The sequence below is a fragment of the Flavobacterium sp. AK-345 genome (assembly GCF_058310175.1).
The window spans coordinates 51,970-70,131 of sequence record NZ_JBZEER010000011.1 but is presented as its reverse complement, the minus strand read 5'-3'; the positions used below and the strand labels follow the sequence as shown (position 1 = coordinate 70,131).

At 33.7% G+C, this 18,162-nt stretch carries 13 protein-coding genes; 4 read left to right on the top strand and 9 right to left on the bottom strand.

What is annotated here, in order from left to right; all coding sequences use genetic code 11:
- Positions 1–576 (bottom strand): hypothetical protein, encoded by a 576-nt coding sequence (locus AC4FQ3_RS17965; protein ID WP_491182755.1) that lies wholly within the window; start codon positions 574–576, stop codon positions 1–3.
- Between the two features lie 243 nt (positions 577–819).
- Between AC4FQ3_RS17965 and AC4FQ3_RS17960 the strand changes: the two genes are divergently transcribed.
- Together AC4FQ3_RS17960 and AC4FQ3_RS17955 are read left to right on the top strand one after the other, a co-directional pair.
- Positions 820–900, top strand: a complete 81-nt coding sequence (locus tag AC4FQ3_RS17960; RefSeq protein ID WP_491182835.1) for a hypothetical protein — start codon at positions 820–822, stop codon at positions 898–900.
- A 3-nt stretch (positions 901–903) separates the two neighbouring features.
- Positions 904–1,113, top strand: coding sequence for a helix-turn-helix domain-containing protein (locus tag AC4FQ3_RS17955; protein WP_042562751.1), 210 nt, complete (start codon positions 904–906; stop codon positions 1,111–1,113).
- Positions 1,114–1,380: 267 nt separating this feature from the next.
- Here the strand turns inward: AC4FQ3_RS17955 and AC4FQ3_RS17950 are convergent, their stop codons facing one another.
- Complete coding sequence (locus AC4FQ3_RS17950) at positions 1,381–2,010, bottom strand: nitroreductase family protein (RefSeq protein ID WP_491182754.1); 630 nt, start codon at positions 2,008–2,010, stop codon at positions 1,381–1,383.
- A 98-nt stretch (positions 2,011–2,108) separates the two neighbouring features.
- On the opposite strand from AC4FQ3_RS17950, the gene AC4FQ3_RS17945 reads away from it, so the two are divergent.
- Positions 2,109–2,471 (top strand): winged helix-turn-helix transcriptional regulator, encoded by a 363-nt coding sequence (locus AC4FQ3_RS17945; protein ID WP_042562860.1) that lies wholly within the window; start codon positions 2,109–2,111, stop codon positions 2,469–2,471.
- A 284-nt stretch (positions 2,472–2,755) separates the two neighbouring features.
- On the opposite strand, the gene AC4FQ3_RS17940 is transcribed toward AC4FQ3_RS17945, so the two are convergent.
- Positions 2,756–5,380 (bottom strand): glycoside hydrolase family 31 protein, encoded by a 2,625-nt coding sequence (locus AC4FQ3_RS17940; RefSeq protein ID WP_491182753.1) that lies wholly within the window; start codon positions 5,378–5,380, stop codon positions 2,756–2,758.
- Positions 5,381–5,420: 40 nt separating this feature from the next.
- Positions 5,421–7,067, bottom strand: a complete 1,647-nt coding sequence (locus AC4FQ3_RS17935) for an alpha-L-fucosidase (protein WP_491182752.1) — start codon at positions 7,065–7,067, stop codon at positions 5,421–5,423.
- A gap of 231 nt (positions 7,068–7,298) precedes the next feature.
- Here AC4FQ3_RS17935 and AC4FQ3_RS17930 point away from each other — a divergent pair, with 231 nt between their 5' ends.
- On the top strand, positions 7,299–8,180 hold the full coding sequence (locus AC4FQ3_RS17930; protein WP_491182751.1) for a helix-turn-helix domain-containing protein: 882 nt from the start codon (positions 7,299–7,301) through the stop codon (positions 8,178–8,180).
- A gap of 538 nt (positions 8,181–8,718) precedes the next feature.
- Here the strand turns inward: AC4FQ3_RS17930 and AC4FQ3_RS17925 are convergent.
- From AC4FQ3_RS17925 to AC4FQ3_RS17905, 5 genes are all read right to left on the bottom strand, one after another.
- Positions 8,719–9,950 (bottom strand): IS3 family transposase gene (locus AC4FQ3_RS17925; protein ID WP_491182750.1). Its coding sequence is split into 2 segments (ribosomal slippage): positions 8,719–9,602 and positions 9,602–9,950, totalling 1,233 coding nucleotides; the frame shifts between segments, so codons are not numbered across the junction.
- Between the two features lie 98 nt (positions 9,951–10,048).
- On the bottom strand, positions 10,049–10,240 hold the full coding sequence (locus tag AC4FQ3_RS17920; protein WP_042562756.1) for a cold-shock protein: 192 nt from the start codon (positions 10,238–10,240) through the stop codon (positions 10,049–10,051).
- Between the two features lie 354 nt (positions 10,241–10,594).
- Positions 10,595–13,411 (bottom strand): M16 family metallopeptidase, encoded by a 2,817-nt coding sequence (locus AC4FQ3_RS17915; protein WP_491182749.1) that lies wholly within the window; start codon positions 13,409–13,411, stop codon positions 10,595–10,597.
- Positions 13,412–13,559: 148 nt separating this feature from the next.
- Positions 13,560–16,157: an alpha/beta hydrolase family protein gene (locus AC4FQ3_RS17910; protein WP_491182748.1), complete on the bottom strand. Its 2,598-nt coding sequence runs from the start codon at positions 16,155–16,157 to the stop codon at positions 13,560–13,562.
- 24 nt (positions 16,158–16,181) lie between these two features.
- Positions 16,182–18,161, bottom strand: coding sequence for a TlpA family protein disulfide reductase (locus AC4FQ3_RS17905; protein WP_491182747.1), 1,980 nt, complete (start codon positions 18,159–18,161; stop codon positions 16,182–16,184).
- Position 18,162 lies beyond the last annotated feature (1 nt).

The window sequence follows — 18,162 nt, the reverse complement described above, 5'->3', positions numbered from 1 at the left end:
TTATTTTTTTTGAGGAAGTGTAAGTTCTACCGCGAATCTGGCAGAACAGTTATCCTGTCCGGTAATAGTCTGCGTGCCTTTAATAATATTTTCTTTGATATCATCAAGAACCACATTCATTTTCACTCTGTTTTTAGATACACTGTCACTGCTGAATTCAAGCATTATTTTATTTTTTAGGAATTTTGCCTTAAATACCCTGACCAGCTTTTTATTATTTAGAACATTCGTATAAGTTCCGGTAGAATCAGATACAAATTCCCAGGCTTCATTACGCTGGTCTCCTATAACATACTGGCTGCAGTTTGATTCTCTGCACAGCATCTTACTGTTCCAGAAACCTTTAAGCGATTCCGGCCATTCCGTAATTAATTCAGCATCCTTATTTATAGTGTCTTTTAAAGCAAAGATGCTGTCGCGCATAGAGAGTAATGCATTATAATCTGCTTCTTTTTTTTCAAATTCTTCTTCCTTTAAAATTATAGCCTTTTCTCTCTTCAGCAGCTCCTGTTCTTTTCTGTTTTCGCATGAAATAAAAATACAGGCAAGAATTAATAGTAGAGGTAATTGTTTCATAAATCTTTTTTTGGATATACAATTTAACCAAAATATACCGCTATACAAAATAAAAGAAACCTTAAAAAAAATAAGCTTCCATTAAAGTTGATATAGAAAATAAGAATAAATCAGTAAATTTCAATTAAAGTAAGCCACGAAATTAAAAAAGATTACAGTAAATTAGTTTAAAACTTACAACATCATGGTTATGTTATCGACAATCTAAACGAGTTTTGGGTAGACAATCAGGCATTTATATTGATGGCAGTCGTAGTCTATGTTATTGCGACAATTTTTCAAAAAGGAGTTGAAATCCAAAACGATAACGACTTAACAGTGTAAGATATGCCAATAATTGTAAACCTGGATGTGATGATGGCAAAACGAAAAGTTTCTCTGAATGAACTTTCTGAAAGAGTTGATTTGACATTATCTAATCTTTCAATATTAAAGACTGGAAAAGCTAAGGCGATCCGCTTTAGCACCTTGGAAGCTATTTGTAGAGCTTTGGACTGCCAACCAGCCGACATTTTAGAATATGTTAATGATAAGTAAAAAGCGACCACTGACAACCACTAACCGTAATCGCAGAGATTTAGGTAAATTTACGTTGTGATAATCAATATATCGATGTGGAACGAGAATTTGAGCGAAAAATGAAAACGGAATAATATCATTATCAGTAATTAACATATTACAGTACAGTCAATAATAAAAACCTCCAAACTTTTTTGGAGGTTTTTTATTTTGTACTTTAATAAGTTCGAATCAAAATTGAATTTAAATTCTGATAATTTATCACATCTATAAATAGTAGTTCAATTATTTTATTTTAGTTGCAAATTGATTAATGGGCAGGCGAACTTTTGACATGGAAGCCAGATAATCGTTTGCAGTATCGCGATAGCCCAAAGAAAGAATGACAGAAGCATGAAGATTCTTTTCTGACAAACCCAAAGCATTATTAAATAACTCCGGATCAAAACCTTCCATAGGAGTAGCATCTACTTTAAGTTCAGCCGCTGCGATTAAGGCAGTTCCAAGGCCAATATAAGCTTGTTTAGCAGACCAAATCGCGTGTTGCTCGGGAGTTTGAGTGAAAAAAAAAGAAGTCACTGCATCCTTTAAAGCATTTAGAGCTCCAACTTCTAAAGCGCGTTTTTTTTCCATCATTGCTACGTAATCTGCAATGTACTCGCTGGTTATATTGTTAAATGCAGCAAAAACAAGTAAATGAGAAGAATCCAAGATCTGAGTATTGAATGATCCCTCCGCTAATTTTTGTCGTATTTCAGGATTAGTTACCACGATAAGACGATAAGGCTGTATCCCGCAGGAAGAAGCGCTAAGGTTGATGGCTTCGATGATTTGGTCAATCTTGTCTTCACTAACCAGTTCATCTGTGTATTTCTTAACAGCATATCGCCATTGTAAATTTTTAATCAATTCCATATTTGTATAATTTTAATGCAAAGCTATATCAGTTATGTGTATATTTGTCACTAAGTGACAAAAAGTTATAGTGACAAATGGGTAACCACCTAAATAATATGGAACAGAAATTTGAACCAATAAAAGATTGCGCCCATAAAATATTGGCGATCAGCGATACAATGGATATTTTAAATGGAAAATGGAAAATGTCCATCGTTGCCTGCTTGTGCTATAAGCCAATGCGCTATTCCGAACTGCTGAATGAGGTTAAAGGTATTTCCGGCAAAGTGCTCAGTCGCGAATTGAAAGATCTGGAAATAAATGAGCTTATTGAGCGTAGAGTGTTAAGCACTGCGCCTGTTGCCGTCGAATATCGAATTACAGAGTACGGCAATTCGCTTAAAGATCTCACCAATACAATTGCTGATTGGGGATTCATTCACAGAAAACGCATCATTAGTAGAATGAAAAAGGATTGAGCTGTTTATCACTAGTTACTGCAGGTTGCCGTTGTACATTCCTTCGTCAAAATGGACTGCATCTGTTTGTGTGATAAACAATACAATATCGCTTGTTTTAACAGCCTTCAAAAAATCTACTAATCTATTAATTCTTTCTCATCAACTAAATCACAGGTGCAACATAACATTTTTGAAATCATAATTTCACTTTTTAAAGAAGGTTAATCTCTATAAATTCAACATAAAAACTGTTATAAGAATGACTAACTGTAAGTTTAGAATGAAATTATAAAAGTTTACTTTTATTCTCTTAAAATATCAATATTATTTCCAATGTATTTTACAGAGATATTTGTTTGCGCTTTTTCGAGACCAACACCGTTTGATTCATTAACCCAAACGATATTGAATACCCTGTTTTTAATTAACCCATTAAAGATTTTGCCTTTCCGTTTTCCAATTGTAAGGGTTTGTTTTTGCTCATTCCATTCAAAAGGTATAATCGAAAAAGCTCCTTTCTCATAGTTGTAATTTACTCCTTCATCTTCATAAAGTTCAAACTTGCCATCTGATCCTGTATATATTCTAATTTCAAGATTTTCAGCAGGCTTTTCATTTGTGTACTGTGTTTTTTCACCCATTGGAATTACAGAACCCGATTTTACATATAGAGGAATAGTTGAAAGAGACGAAGCTGTTTGTATTGTTTGTCCGCCTTTATACTGTTTTCCCGTCCAAAAGTTAAACCATACTGATTGATTTTCTGGCAAGTAAACATCCCAGTTTTCCATACCTTCTGAAACAACTGGCGCCACAAGAAACGCAGTTCCAAACATATACTCATATTTTTGTTGAAGTGCTTTTGTATCATTTGCAAAATCCATTATCAGTGGACGCATCAAGGTTCCGTTTTTAAATGTTATATCTGCTGCTTGGGAATAAATATATGGAAGCAGACGATAACGAAAGTTTAAATATTTTAAAGATTCGGCTTCTACTTTCTCACCATATCTCCAAAACTCAGTATTCGTTTCATATCCATGTACTCTTTGTAGTGGAGAGAATGTAGCCAACTGAAACCATCTTAAAAAGCGTTCGTGAAATTTAGTATCCGTAAATTGGCTTTTGCCCGGACGGAAAAACCCTCCTGCATCAAAAGTCCACCAAGGCAATCCTGTTATTGAATAATTTAATCCAGCAGTTAGCTGTCGACGTAGGGTTTCCCAATCGTTACCTACATCTCCAGTCCAAACAGCTGCTGCATAACGCTGTTGGCCTGAAAATCCGCTTCTGGTAAGAATAAAAACCCTTTTATCCGGAGCATCTTTACGAGAACCCTCATAAACTGTTTTTGTTACGTACATCGGATACACATTTCGCATTTGCTCTCCGGGAATTGTTCCGTTATTTATTTTTCTGTTTACCAAATCATCATTTTCCGGTTCAGTAGCATCCTGCCACCATGCATCAATTTCATAAGGTTTTAATAGTTTTTTACTAAAGTTTTTCCAATAATAATTTGCAGCATCAGGATTAAAAAAATCAACCCACTCTGTATTTGGGATATAGTATTTTTTGTTACTAAACTCTTTACCAAGAACACTTTCTTTATCAATTTTGGACCAAACGGAAAGCATTAGTCGCATATTCATTTGATGCAATTCTTTTACCATTGCAGACGGATTCGGGTACAGCTCTTCATCAAATTTCATCGAATTCCAACCGTATTTACCCCAATATTGCCAATCCTGAACAATTAAATCCATTGGCAATTTTTTCTCCCTGAATGCTCTGGCATTCTCAAGCAAATCATCTTGCGTAGTAAAACGTTCACGGCAATGAATATAGCCTAATGCCCATATGGGCATAAGCGGAGCCTGTCCTGTCAGATTACGATAACTTGAAATAACCTCATCTGAATTTCCGGCAAAAACGACATAATCCAATCTATCAGCGACAGGTGATCTAAAGACTGTTTCATTTGTAACTTTACGATAATACACTACTGGGAGATCATTTTTTTCTCCAGTAACTGTAATCTCATGTTTACCCGCTGTTAGTTTAACCAATGTACTGGTTGTGGGCGGCAGCCAATGATTCTTAAAATTAAGAATCTCTTGACCGTCAATTGTCAATTGCCATTTTCTGGCCATTTTTTGTCCCACATCCAGCAGAATAGCGTATTCATCTGTATCTTTAATAGTGAAATTTCCGGTAAAAACACCGTCCTGACGAGTTTCCTTTTGTGTTCCGTTAGTAGTCGTAACAGCAACAGTTATCGCTTCCCCACTTATACCTGCAGGCTTTAATTTAACAATACTATCAGCAGGATTAAAATCAGTAAGACCATAATTATGCCATAGCAAACCATAACCTTTGCTTGACATTATAAATGGAATAGCAATTTGTGTATTCACTTGCGTTAGTCTTCTGGGTAATCCCTTAATATTTAAATATCCGTCCTGAAACTGACCTGTTCCAAAAATATATTCATCGGGTAAAGTGCTAAAACCTTGTTCAACAATTTGGCAAGGTACACCTTGTACTGAACTTGGTTTCAAAATACGACTATCAGGTTTTTCGCTAAGAAAAACTTTTCCCTCATGGTTGCGATAAGACAATGCTCCAGTCTTTTTATCTACTGCAATAATCATTTTTGATGTAGCAATTTCAATTAGTGAGTTGGATTCAGAAACCTTAAAATCAGGTACTTTAACTTTCGAAGTAAAAACTAATTCAGGAATTTGACTTTTCATTTCCAAGCCATACTGAACCCTTACGGTATTTTCGGTTAGAGGACTTAAATACAGTTCACCTTTATCGAAAGTTATAATTACTTTATCTTTATATTTCTTATAGCTCTTAACCACTTGTCCAATACAAAATATTGGAATCAGGAAGACAAATAGAATGGTTATTTTTTTCATTTAATCTTTATGTAGAATTATAAAACAAAATCAATTTACATTATGATAAAATTTCCAAAGCATTCGCATAAGAAGCTTCTGGTTTTTGATTTGGAAAATATACTTCAAGAGAATTTGAATTCTGCTTGAATTTCAGTTTTTGTCCTGTACTAACTAGTCTAATCTGTCTTATTTCCTCTCTATGATGTTGGTTAGATTTACCCAGATTTTTAATAATTGCAGTACCGCTTTCCGGCCATGCCATTACAGTAGCATAAAGTATTTTATCTTTTTGAACAAAACGAATATCTTCTGATGTAAAGGGTTTTCCTTTTCCTTCATTAAAACCTTGAGCGGTTAAAGCTCCGGCGCTGCCTAGCTGAGGGCCTTCGCCAAATATTTTCCAAGGACGAGTACCATAAATACTTTTGCTATTTAGTTTCATCCAAACACCAATTTCTTTTACAATCTGTCGTTCTAATTCGTCGATACTTCCATCTCCTCTTACCGGAATATTAAGCATTAAATTCCCATTTTTACTTACTGCATCAATCAGGGTATGAATAACTGTTTTAGCTGACTTATATTGCTTCCTTTCGTAAACCCCACGATCATAATGCCAGTTACCAAGACAAGTATCTGTCTGCCAAGGCAAAGGTTCAATATCGTTACCTTGTCCTTTTTCGATATCCCAAACCAAGGCTTTTTTTTGCTGTGCATCTAATATTTTACCTGTGATTACCGCTTGAACGGTTTTAGTTTTTTGGAGACTTTTGTTATACATGTGTGCCGCAATACGTAAACCTGCATCGCTGACAGGCCACAATGGTAATGCGGTATCGTCAAAATAAACCATATCAGGATTATATTTATCAATCAAATCAATGGTTCGATTATAAAAATTCTCCATGTAGGCTTCCGAAGGCTTTGCTACTCCATTTCCCCAATTCCATTGGCCGTGTATCGCACCATTATCGGAGCTTTTTTCACTTAATGGATGATTTTGGGCATATAATTCCTGAGGATCTAAACCTTCCCACCAAGTTCCTTTTCCATCTGCCTTAGTCAATTTTCCATCATAGGGCACTCCTGCTAAAGATCCATTTTTGTCAGAACGCTGAGCAGTTTCAAACCAAGTCCAGGCATGTGCTGCGTGAACACTAACAGCAAAAGGAAGACCTGCTTTGCGAGCGGCTTTTTCCCATCCTGCTATTATATCTTTTTTTGGACCTACTTTCGTCGAATTCCAATTCGGTTGATATTTACTATCATACAAATCCAAATTATCATGGTGATTCGCCATTGCCATAAAATATTTGGCACCCGAATCCTTATATAAATTAACCAGCTCTTCTGGATTCCAGTTATCTGCTTTCCAGACATTGATCACATCTTTAAAACCAAATTTTGAAGGATGACCGTATTTTTCAACATGATATTTATATTGCCAGGAATCTTCCTGATACATTCCTCTTGCGTACCAATCACCTGCTTCTGGCTCACATTGAGGTCCCCAATGCGCCCACATTCCAAATTTAGCATCACGAAACCAATCAGGCACTTGGTATTTTTCAAGCGAATCCCAAGTAGGTTCGAAAGGTCCTTTGAATGCAGAATTGTTAAAAATATTAATTTGTCCTAATAAAGGTGACAGGTAGAGTCCAGCCAAGGCTGTTGTGCCCAATTTTAAAGCATTTCGTCTGTTCATATTTTTATGATTTTATAATATTTTATATATTTCCGACTTCACCAATCATTAAAATAAGCTCATAATTTAACATTATGGCATATATTTAATATATAAATTTTATTATTAGTTTTTTTTATTATTAATTTTAAAACAATTAACAACAAATATATTAACCTATTTATATATAAATTTTATTCAAAAACGACCTTTTATTATTCAAAAGCGGTATTTTTTAATTATAATGTTATTATGTCCAACAATACTTTTAAATATTCTTTTTCATTATTACATATTGATTATGTAAAACTTAATCATAATTGGAATTATAATAGTGTGATTAGTCCCTATTATCGAATTTATTATATAGATGAAGGAAATGGATTTATTTCTGACAGTTCAACCCGTTGGGCTTTAGAGCCAGGTTACCTGTATCTTGTTCCCAGTTTTACAATTTGTAATCTAAGCTGTGAGGTCTTTTTGAGTCAGTATTTTATTCAGTTTTTCGAAGAATCTCCTGATGGAATTTCTTTGTTCAACAATAATAGAAAAGTAATAAAATTAGCTAGTACAGAACTTGATGTAGCACTCATAAAAAAAATGCTGCATAATAATCCTGGAAGAGGAATCAATAGATCAGACAATCCTAAAATATATGAAAAGGAAGCTTTTTATAAAGAATACCGATCGCTAAATGATACAATGAAAACACATCTAAAGTTTGAAAACCATGGTATTCTTCTTCAATTAATTTCCAGATTTTTAAGCACAAAAGACTTTAGAACATTCAAACCCCAGATTACATCTCCTAAAATATTAGATACGATGAGTTATGTACAGCTTAACATAAGCGAAAATATTACGGTTTCTCAGTTAGCCCGAAGAGTAAATCAGAATCAGGATTATTTTTCCAAACAATTTCTGACTCATACAGGACAAAGACCCATGAAATATATCCATGAAAAAAAAATTGAAAGAGCGCAATACCTCATCGCAACCAGTGATAAAACATTTTTGGAAATCGCTTTAGACACCGGATTCTCGAACTTGCCTCACTTTTCAAAAATATTCAAACAAATAGTAAGCCTGACTCCGGGAGAATATCGCTATCAGAATAATAAACCTTCTATGTAATTCTCTCCATATACATTCTATAAGGTCTTTTTTATTTTGTAAGTTGCTATTCTAGCAAAAAGATATTATTCACAATTAGACGAATCACATTATTTTAGTGATTGCCACAGTGGTATTTTAAAAAACGAGTATTAATAAAAACTGTCGAATTTTAGATTTGAATATCTATTTGATGTGGGAAAAAGTTCCAGCATCAAACGTGTCTTATTTTATTTGTATTTGATAGAAATGTTTAAGATTCCGACGACTGATTTATTGGAAAAAAAATAGTAAAACCAACTCCGGCTCCTTTTACGGATTTAGCAACGATGGTTCCCAAATGTTTTTCGATAATTCTTTTGCAAAAAGCCATATCAATACTAATCTTATCAAACTGTTCTGACCTTTGCAGGATCTGAAATACCTTGGAGGAATCAGTAAGAAAACCTTCTCCATTATCCAGATAGGTTATTCAATTTTAGAAACGCGAAAAAACGTATCATGCAGCTTTGCATCTAGGTTTGAGTCGTCCTAAAATAGATTGACGATTTTTACAATACTAATTAAAACCAGTGAAGTTACTTTCACTGGTTTTTTCATATACAAAATTAGGTGTTTTCATTTTTAAACTTAAATGTGGTCTTTTGGTGTTATAACATTCTATTGATTCTTTAATGAATCTTTTAAGATCAATTCCTGATTTACATTTATATACTAAGAATTCACATTTTAAGATTCCATTTATTCGTTCAGCCAAAGCATTTTGATAACAGTCATAACCATCAGTCATTGAAGGGATGATATTATTTTTATTTAATTCTTGCTGATAAATACTTGAACAATATTGCAAGCCTCTATCTGAATGATGTATTAAGGGATGATTAGTTTTTCTGTTTTTAATAGCCATTTTCAAAGCTTTAACAACATTTTCAGCACACATATCATTGCTTAATTCATAACCAACAATTTTTCTACTAAAAACATCTGTAACCAAGGAAAGATAATGAGTTCTTTCGTATGATTTAATGTAAGTAATATCACTTACAAATACTTGTTCAGGTCTATAAACAACAAGATCTTTTAGTAAATTAGGATGCTTATGCAGCCAATGTTTTGAAAATGTCGTTTTAGTATAATTTTTTACTGGTTTTACAAGCATCTGCTCCCTTTTTAAATAATCAAAAAGCTTGTCTCTTCCTATTTTTATTCCATTGTCCAATAAGGATTGCTTGAGTAAAAAATATAATTTTCTTGTACCTAAACGCGGCATGAGTTTTCTTTGATCTTCAACCAATTGTTTTACTTTGAGCAATTCTTTTTCTTGCTGTAAACAATACGCCTCCTGCTGATAAATAGCTTGCCGGCTTATCCCAAACAATCTACAAGTTTTTGACATGCTTATGCCTTGTCCTTGTTGGATGCGTCGGATGGTTTGGGAGAATACTTTTTTCTTATCTGGGTTCCATACTGACTATCTGAAATATCAATCATAGTATTAAGAACCAGATTTCTAAGCTTTTCATCTGCCAACTCTTTTTCAAGGCGTTTGATGGTTTGTGCCGGTGTTTCCTTAGATTTAGACATAAACAACAAATTAGGTTTACTCCAGTCTAAGGTACCAAATTTTCTTAACCATACCAAAACAGTACTTCTTCCCTGAATACCATACTTCTTTTGGGCTTGTTTATATGTTAATTCGCCTTTTTCTACTTGAGAAATTACAGCTAATTTAAAGCCATGATTATAATCTCTCTGACTTCGCTTTTTTGGTTTGCTTTCATATAAATTCATAATAAGTCAATTTTATGTCAACTTATTTCAGGACGAGACAGTTTATAAAAAAAAGCATCTGTTAATACAGATGCTTTTTTTATACATTTTGCAGGATATTAAAGCACAACTACATTTACTGCGTTAGGCCCTTTTTTTCCCTCTGTTACTTCATAACGCACTTCATCGTTTTCACGAATACTTTCTGAAAGACCTGAAGCGTGAACAAAGATTTCACTTCCGCCATTTTTTGGTGTTATAAATCCAAAACCTTTTTCTTCATTGAAGAATTTTACTGTACCTTCTTGCATATTAAATTATTTATAAAGGGATAAATCTAAGCAATTTAATTGTGTACAACTAAAAAGATACCAGATAATATTTAGGATATTGAAATTATATAATAATTTCAATAAATTATGTAAATATTGTAAATGACACAAAATACAATTCTGGTTCAGGACTTAAGGTTCTAATCCTGTTCAATCTTACTAAAAACGGAAGAAAAAAATTACTCACTCATAATACAAAAGAGCCGTCCGGCAAGACAGCTCTTTTTAGTCTACAAATTCTATAACTAATTCAAATTTAAAGAAACATAAGATTTTCTTTTAGAGACTATTAAAATCAAAGTGAAGAATTGCCGTTCTTATAGTGCTAAAATGCTATTTTGAAGCATTCTGATCTGTTTTAGGCTGCATAACGACTTCGACTTTATCGGCGTTTGGCAATACTTCAGCTGCGTATTTTTTAATGTCTTTTACCGAAATAGATTTGATCAATTTCTCATATTCATTACTGCTTACGAATTTATCATTGGTTTTTAACTGATCAATGATCGTGTTCATCCAATAAGAATTTGACTTAATATTCTGCTGATTGCTTTTTATCAAATCTTCTTTTATATCTGATAAATCTTTATCCGAAACATCATTTTTTGTAATAATGTCCAGTTCGTCATATACAATTTGAAGCAGTTTGCTGTCTTTTTCAGGATTACAATCAAAGCTTACGCGAAGTGAAAAAACCGGAGATGGATTTTTAGATAATGAACTCTGCGTTTGTACACCATAACTTCCGCCCTCGTCTTCTCTAATTTTATCTAAATAACGTTTGTCTAATAATTGAGAAAGCATATATGCCATAATTTGGTTTTTCTCTGAAAATGCTGCATTTCTATTTTCCAGATGTACATAAATACTCGTTTTAGGAATGCTCATTTCTCTGATCAGTTTTTCTTTTACAAACCCTTTTGCTGTTCCAATTTTATGATCTATAAATTTTTCCTGAGTGTGATTTCCTGCTACATTTCCTAAATATTTATTGATGACTTCAAGGTCTTTTTCAGCTATATTTCCAACAAAAACAAAAGTAAAATCAGAAGCATTTGAAATACGCTCTTTGTAAATTTTAGAAGCCTCATCAAATTTCAGTTCTCCAAGATTTTCTTTGCTTAAAAGAAATGTTCGTTTGCTGTGATTAGTGTCTAACAAAGCAATCGTATCACCAAATATTTTACTATTGTTTTCCGTTACATTTTCAAGTGCATCTCCATAATAATCAATGATTCGTTTGTATGCCGTAGTTTCAAATCTTGGATTTTTAAAGTATAAATAAGTCAGCTCCAAAAGTGTTTCTAAATCTTTTTTAACGGCACTTCCGCTGAATCCTTCGTAATGTTCACCAATAAACGGACTCACTTTAACTGTTTTTCCTGAAAGCTGTTTTTGTAAATCAGTCACTTTAAAATCACCCAAACCAGAGTTTTTGGCTAAAACCGTCGCAATCTGTGAAGACGGCAAATCTTTTTCGGGCAATAAAGAAATTCCACCCGGACTAAAAGCTGAAAAAAGAATCTGGTCCTGCGCCAAAGTTGTTGGGTAAATAATTACTTTGGCTCCATTATCTAAAATATATCCTTTTGCTTCTTTGATTCCTTTAATTTCAAATCTCTTAGCGATTGGTTTATCTGTAAGTTTATCCGTTACCAAAGCAGCATTTGCAACTGTTTCGGTATAAGGTTCTAACTTTTGCCCTTTTACTTTTTTAATTACCGTAGTATAATCTGTTTCTGTTGGATAGGTAATATTTTCTTTTTCTGGTCCTGAAACGGTTAAAACCTGATTTTTTTCTGTTGGAAGTGCACGAAACACTTTATTGATTTCATTTACGTCTACATTAGCCAAAGTCGTTTTTACAAACGCTGCTTCGTCTTCTAAACTCATTACAGGCGAAGCTTCTAAAAAGTAATTCTGCAATTGCGAAGCCCAGTTTTCATTACTGATCTTATCTTTATTTTTTAACTGATTTTCATAACCCGTGCGCATATTTTCTTTTACACGGTCCAGTTCTTCTTTTGTAAAACCATTTTGAATGGCACGCTCATATTCTGTATAAGCCTGTTGAAAAGCTTCTAATAATCTTCCGTTTTTGGGATTTACCGTTAAAGTAAAAAAAGACGTTAAGCGTGTCAAACCAGAATAGCTCAAACCTGCTCCCAACAAAGCCGTTTCATTATTTACGGTATATTCTTTAAGACGATTATTCATCATTTGCAAAGCCAATTGTTCTGCAATACTATTTTCAAATGCTGCAAGATCCTGGACAAGCGGTTTATTCTTTTTAAAGTTTAATGAAATAGATGTTTTCTGCGCTTCTTTGTCTACAGCTAGTTTATACAACAATTTATCATTGTCGGGAATAGTCTCATAAGTTCGCTCTGCAGCATTTGAAGGCATCGGAATTGAACCCATTATTTTCTTCACCTTCTCTTCTATTTTTGCAGGATCAATATCTCCCACAATAATTACGGCCTGATGGTTTGGCAGATACCATTTTTTATAATAATCTCTCAGTTGTTTGTATTTGAAATGCTCGATAAGATCCATATCTCCCAAAACATCTCTTTTTCCGTATTTTGAACCGTTGTAAATGATAGGTTCCAGCTGCGAACCAATTCTTAAATCGGCATTTCTTCTTGTACGCCATTCTTCGTGAATTACACCTCTTTCAGCATCGATCTCGGCATCTTTTAGAGATAAAAAACCAGACCAATCGTGTAAAACATATAAACACGAATCTAATAACGCCGGATTTTTAACCGGTACATTACTTAGATTATAAACCGTTTCATCATGCGCGGTATAAGCATTAATGTCACGCCCAAACGTTACACCGTGTTTTGCGAGCATATTGATAATGCCTTTCCCTTTAAAATGTTCCGTTCCGTTAAAAGCCATATGTTCTAAAAAGTGAGCCAGACCATTTTGATTGTCATCTTCTAAAATGGCACCTACATTCTGAACAAAATAAAAATCGGCTCTGTCTTTTGGCCATTCGTTATGCAGAATAAAATATTGCATTCCGTTGCTTAAAGTGCCATGTACCACATCTTTCCGCAGTGGAATTGTAGTTTTAAACTGCGCTGAAACCTGAGTTAAACCCAGTATTATAAAATGCGCCAGAAATAGTTTTGCTTTCATTTTGGTTGATATTTTTGTTCTTCTTTGATTGATTTATTCTTGAATTGTAATTTGAAAATGGTATAGGAAATTCCTGCTGTTGATTTGAAGGTCTCAAAAGAAACCTTCAAATAACAGTCTTTGGATTATAATAACATACAGGCTTGTACTACATCCAGTCTGGTTTTGCTGCACCTTTTAGATAATAATCAAAATACTGCTGCATTTTGATTGTCCAGTCTTTTTTGTTTGCGGCATCTTCAAGCGTATGTCCTTCTTTTTTGTAGTTCACCAATAAAGCATTTTTCCCTAAACGACGAAGTGCAAAAAATAAGGATTGCCCTTCCTGATAAGGCACAGCGCGGTCATTATCATTATGAAAAATAAGTACGGGGGTTTTTATATTCTTAGCAGAAAAAATCGTGGAATTTTTAATATACCCGTCCAGATTATCGTATAAAGAACTTCCCATACGGTATTGATCGGCTTCGTATTTAAACATAGTCGAAATACCATTTGATCGCATAACAGGATAATTGGCCGTAAAATTGCTTACTCCGGAACCTACAATTGCACAGCTGAAAATATCTGATTTTGTTAATAAAAATGATGTTTCGTAACCGCCAAAACTATGTCCCTGAATACCAATTTTTCCTTTTTCGGTAATGCCTTTTTCAATTAAATATTCAACACCGCTGATTACGTCATTGTAAACACTGTTTCCAGGATCTCCGTATGTATAATGCACATCTGGCTGAAAAACAATATATCCCTGGCTCACTAAAGTTGGAATATTGATGTTTGATGTACTAACCTCAGGAGCTTGATAGACATTAAAATCTTCCGTATGTTTTTCGTAAAAATGAACGATAACAGGATATGTTTTTTTACTGTCATAATTGTCCGGAAGGTAAAGATTACCTTGATTTTCTTTTCCGCTGAAGCTTTTCCAGGTCAATACTTTTGAAGTTCCCCAAGCATATTCTTTTTGCTGCGGATTGATATCGGTAATTTTTTGCTGAGATCCAAAACTAGCCGTTCCCCACCATAAATCCGGGAAAATAGTATAACTTTCTTTCGCAAAAAGTATGCTTGAATCATCTCCTGAAACAGTTTCAATTTTTACATTATAATCAGGATTTGCAAATACCTTTGTTATAGAATTGTTATTGGTTAATTTGTAAACTCCTTTGGATTTATGCACGATATCAAAACCTATTAAAGTAATTGACTTTCTATTGTCTAAATCGCCAATAAAACCATTTTCGTTATAACGAAGTTTTATATTGTTTTTTCTTCCATATCCCTGCGTTATAGAATAAGCCTTTTTTTGATTCGTAAGATCAATTGCCCATAAATCAAACTCATCATAGAGAACAACTGTATTTCCGTTGTTTAACCAGCCTGCGATACCAAATGCAGTATTACTGGATTTCATATCTACATCATCATCAGAAACAGGGTAAGGAATTTGCGAACTTATGTTTTTAAACTGCTTGGAAGCGCTGTCAAAAACAGTCCATATTTTTTCTTTTTCATCATAAAAAATAGCAAAACTTCCCTGCGGATTCCAGGATATACCACCAAAAACTCCTGTCAGCAATTTAGTAGATTTTCCAGTTGAAGCATCAATCCAATAAATATCATTGCGTTCGTTAAAAGTCCAGTCCACTTCTATTGTGTATGGTTTTTTATCAATTGCAAAAATGTCTTTAAAATTACCCGATTCTGGAATAATTACCTGATCAAATTCGCCAGTTGAAGCCACTTTAATAACTTTATTGTTTTTTATATCATAAATAAACTTTGGTTCGCTTGGAAGTGTTTTTGAATTTCGCAGCATTTCTTGTCTGCGTTCCATACTTCCCTGATTGGATCTCCAAATTTCAATATTTGATCTGACAATCTGAGTATTTTCCTGACGCTTATTAGAATTTACTACCAATACAATGAACTTGCTGTCTTCATTTAATCCGTAAGCTGTTTTTGAAATTGAAAAGTCAGGATCGTTTAACACAACATCATCATAATTAAACATTGGCTTTGTTGAATTATTAGTCAGATTAAAATAATATACCATATTAAAATCGGTGCTGTTACTGCCTTTTAGCGTAAAAGTACCGCCGTCTTGTTTATCATTTAATTGAAAATCACCAAAATCAGCTGCTTTTCCGCTGAAAACAGTTTCTTGTTTACCGCCTGGAATTCCGTGTTTTAAATAGGCTTTGTCTTTTTCTATTTGTACATATACAATCGCCTGGTTTTTTAAAAAGCGAGACGATTTTATGTTGTTTATAGAAATACTGTCATTACTTTCTAAATTGTAAAAAACCACACGCTGTAGAAAAAAATCTCCTTTAACAGCTTCCGGACGTGAATAGTACAAGAAATCTGTTCCGTCAAGAACATTGGTATAATGCTTGCTTTTCCAAAGTTTTTTTACACCTGTTTTTAGATTTTGCAAAAGCGTACTGTCATTTTTGCTGTACTGAATCCAGTCTTTTTTTCCAATGAATTTTAAATCACTGATATCATTCAGCATCAAACGCTTTCCTTTTGGAGCTTCCTGAATTATGGTTTGTTTATTATTTTCCTTTTCTTCATCCTGAAAAACGGTGTTGTAAGAAATCCATTTACCATTGTATGACAAAGATTTATTGTTTATTCTTTGCCATGATTGATAAGCCGATTCGTCGACCGTTTTTTTCTGTGCAGATAAACTATGTACACTCAGTGCGAGTGTACATAGTAAAAGTATATTTTTCATATTTTTTTGATTTTCAAAAAGAAATTACTCTTTCTTTAAAGCATTAATTACTTCTGTAAGTTCATCAACAAGCTGACCTGGATTTCCTGAATATCCTTCAGATGTAAAACGAATCTGCCCGTTTTTGATCACCACTTTTCTTGGAATCCCGCTTGATTTAAAGATCGCTGCGTATTTAGAAAACGATTCGTTATTCGTTCCTCCGCCTTTTTTAATTAAATCAAAATAAGTATCCAGTTTTAATCCTTTTTCTTTTAAGTAAGCCAATGCTTCTTTTTTGTATCCTTCTTTGGTTTCCTGCGTACTGATAAAATAAACTTCAACTTGTTTGTCTTCTTTGAAGTTGTTTACCAATTGCTGCATCGCTGGAAATGCTTTTTTACAAGGTCCGCACCAAGTCGCCCAAAAATCAATTACGATAATTTTTCCACTGTCCAAAGCCAACTGTTTTGCTTTTCCATCTGCTGTCTGCACTTTAATTGCAGGCGCAGGAACGGGATTCATCCAAACAATTTTTTCTTCAGACTTGTTTTCTTTTTTCAACTGCTCTAAATAAGCAGGAAAATCAGCTTCTTTTTTTCCTTCTTTTAAATACGCTTCTTTTAATTTAGCAGTTAACGCTTCTGATAAAGTATTGTTTTTTGCTGCATTTTTTAAAACTTCGATAGTCGGTTTGTTTAAGGCTTCTAAGGCTCTTACATGAATGTCGTTTATACTTGCTTTTTCGTAACGTTTTGTAAATGGCAACAATTCAAAAGTTTCTAAAACTTCTTTGTATTTTTTCAGCATGTCGTACATACGAATCTGAATCACTAATTCGTCGTTAAGCCTATCTTTAGCATTTTCATTTGCCTGATTTGGAGACCAGTAAATTCCCTGCATGTATGATAAGTCGTTTACTTTTTGCTGCATCTGTTTGATCATTGGCACGGCCATTGTTTCTATAACAGCAGGATCAACCACTTTCAAATACAATGCTTTAGATATATTCTGGTGATAAGCATCGTTTAGATTAGCAAAATTCATGGTTGGAATTAAAGCTAAAATACTTTTGTAATCTTTAGTCTCAAAATAATATCCAAATTGCGTTTTTACGATATTATCATAAAAATACTTTTGAGAATCAGGCACATCAGAAGTGTATGGAAAATCAGTTAAAAACTGCGTTATAACTTTGTTTTTCTCTGCAGCATCTGCAATTGGCATAATTTTTTGATAGGCCTTAAATCTTTGAAAAGCGCCTTTCAGAAATTGTTTTTGGATTACAGTTTCAAGAGAATCTGATTTAGGCTGATCTTTTAGCTCAAATTTGTATAAATTGTAAACTTTTAGAAAAACTTCCTCAGGCTGGCCGTTCATTTTCTTTGTGAAATCTCCTAAAAAATGATGTCCTAATGCATCAAATTTTTCTGGTTTCTGAGCCTTTAGTACTTTAATGTACGTATCAATAAATTTTGGAAAATTGTTACCGTGATCTGCTACTTCTTTTTTTAACCAATATTCCGTAGCATCTCCGTCTATCGTAAAGTCTTTAAAATAACCGCCAAATTCAGAATTGAAATCCTTGTTTCTAAAAGTTGCCCAGGCTAAATCTGCTCCCGGCATTTTTACTTTTGGCTCCTTAAAAACAACCAAAAGATAACCAGTGTCTTGTCCCGTATCTGTAACTAAACCGTTATCTGTATTTCCATAAAACTTGAAAGCCATAAAGCCGCAGTTTTTTGGAACGGTGTATTCTACATTCCAAACAGCGCCGTTTTTCTTCATTTTAAGATCCTCGATCTCCCATCTGTAATCATTAAAAACGTAGGCGTAACCATTGATTTCTTTGATGTTTTCCAAAGGTCCGCCTTTTGCATCGTAAGTCATATTTAAAGCCATTCCCGGAATCGGAACATCTGCCATTCCTTGTAATCTGGATTTAACTTCCTGAGCAGAAATCTGTATGGTAAAGACGCAGAACGCCAATACCAATAATTTGATATTCATTATTTTTTTTAACATT

Excerpts from the sequence above, each read along its gene's own strand:
- AC4FQ3_RS17965 (WP_491182755.1), bottom strand. The coding sequence starts at position 576 with ATGAAACAATTACCTCTACTATTAATTCTTGCCTGTATTTTTATTTCA.
- AC4FQ3_RS17960 (WP_491182835.1), top strand. The coding sequence starts at position 820 with ATGGCAGTCGTAGTCTATGTTATTGCGACAATTTTTCAAAAAGGAGTT.
- AC4FQ3_RS17955 (WP_042562751.1), top strand. The coding sequence starts at position 904 with ATGCCAATAATTGTAAACCTGGATGTGATGATGGCAAAACGAAAAGTT.
- AC4FQ3_RS17950 (WP_491182754.1), bottom strand. The coding sequence starts at position 2,010 with ATGGAATTGATTAAAAATTTACAATGGCGATATGCTGTTAAGAAATAC.
- AC4FQ3_RS17945 (WP_042562860.1), top strand. The coding sequence starts at position 2,109 with ATGGAACAGAAATTTGAACCAATAAAAGATTGCGCCCATAAAATATTG.
- AC4FQ3_RS17940 (WP_491182753.1), bottom strand. The coding sequence starts at position 5,380 with ATGAAAAAAATAACCATTCTATTTGTCTTCCTGATTCCAATATTTTGT.
- AC4FQ3_RS17935 (WP_491182752.1), bottom strand. The coding sequence starts at position 7,067 with ATGAACAGACGAAATGCTTTAAAATTGGGCACAACAGCCTTGGCTGGA.
- AC4FQ3_RS17930 (WP_491182751.1), top strand. The coding sequence starts at position 7,299 with ATGTCCAACAATACTTTTAAATATTCTTTTTCATTATTACATATTGAT.
- AC4FQ3_RS17920 (WP_042562756.1), bottom strand. The coding sequence starts at position 10,240 with ATGCAAGAAGGTACAGTAAAATTCTTCAATGAAGAAAAAGGTTTTGGA.
- AC4FQ3_RS17915 (WP_491182749.1), bottom strand. The coding sequence starts at position 13,411 with ATGAAAGCAAAACTATTTCTGGCGCATTTTATAATACTGGGTTTAACT.
- AC4FQ3_RS17910 (WP_491182748.1), bottom strand. The coding sequence starts at position 16,157 with ATGAAAAATATACTTTTACTATGTACACTCGCACTGAGTGTACATAGT.
- AC4FQ3_RS17905 (WP_491182747.1), bottom strand. The coding sequence starts at position 18,161 with ATGTTAAAAAAAATAATGAATATCAAATTATTGGTATTGGCGTTCTGC.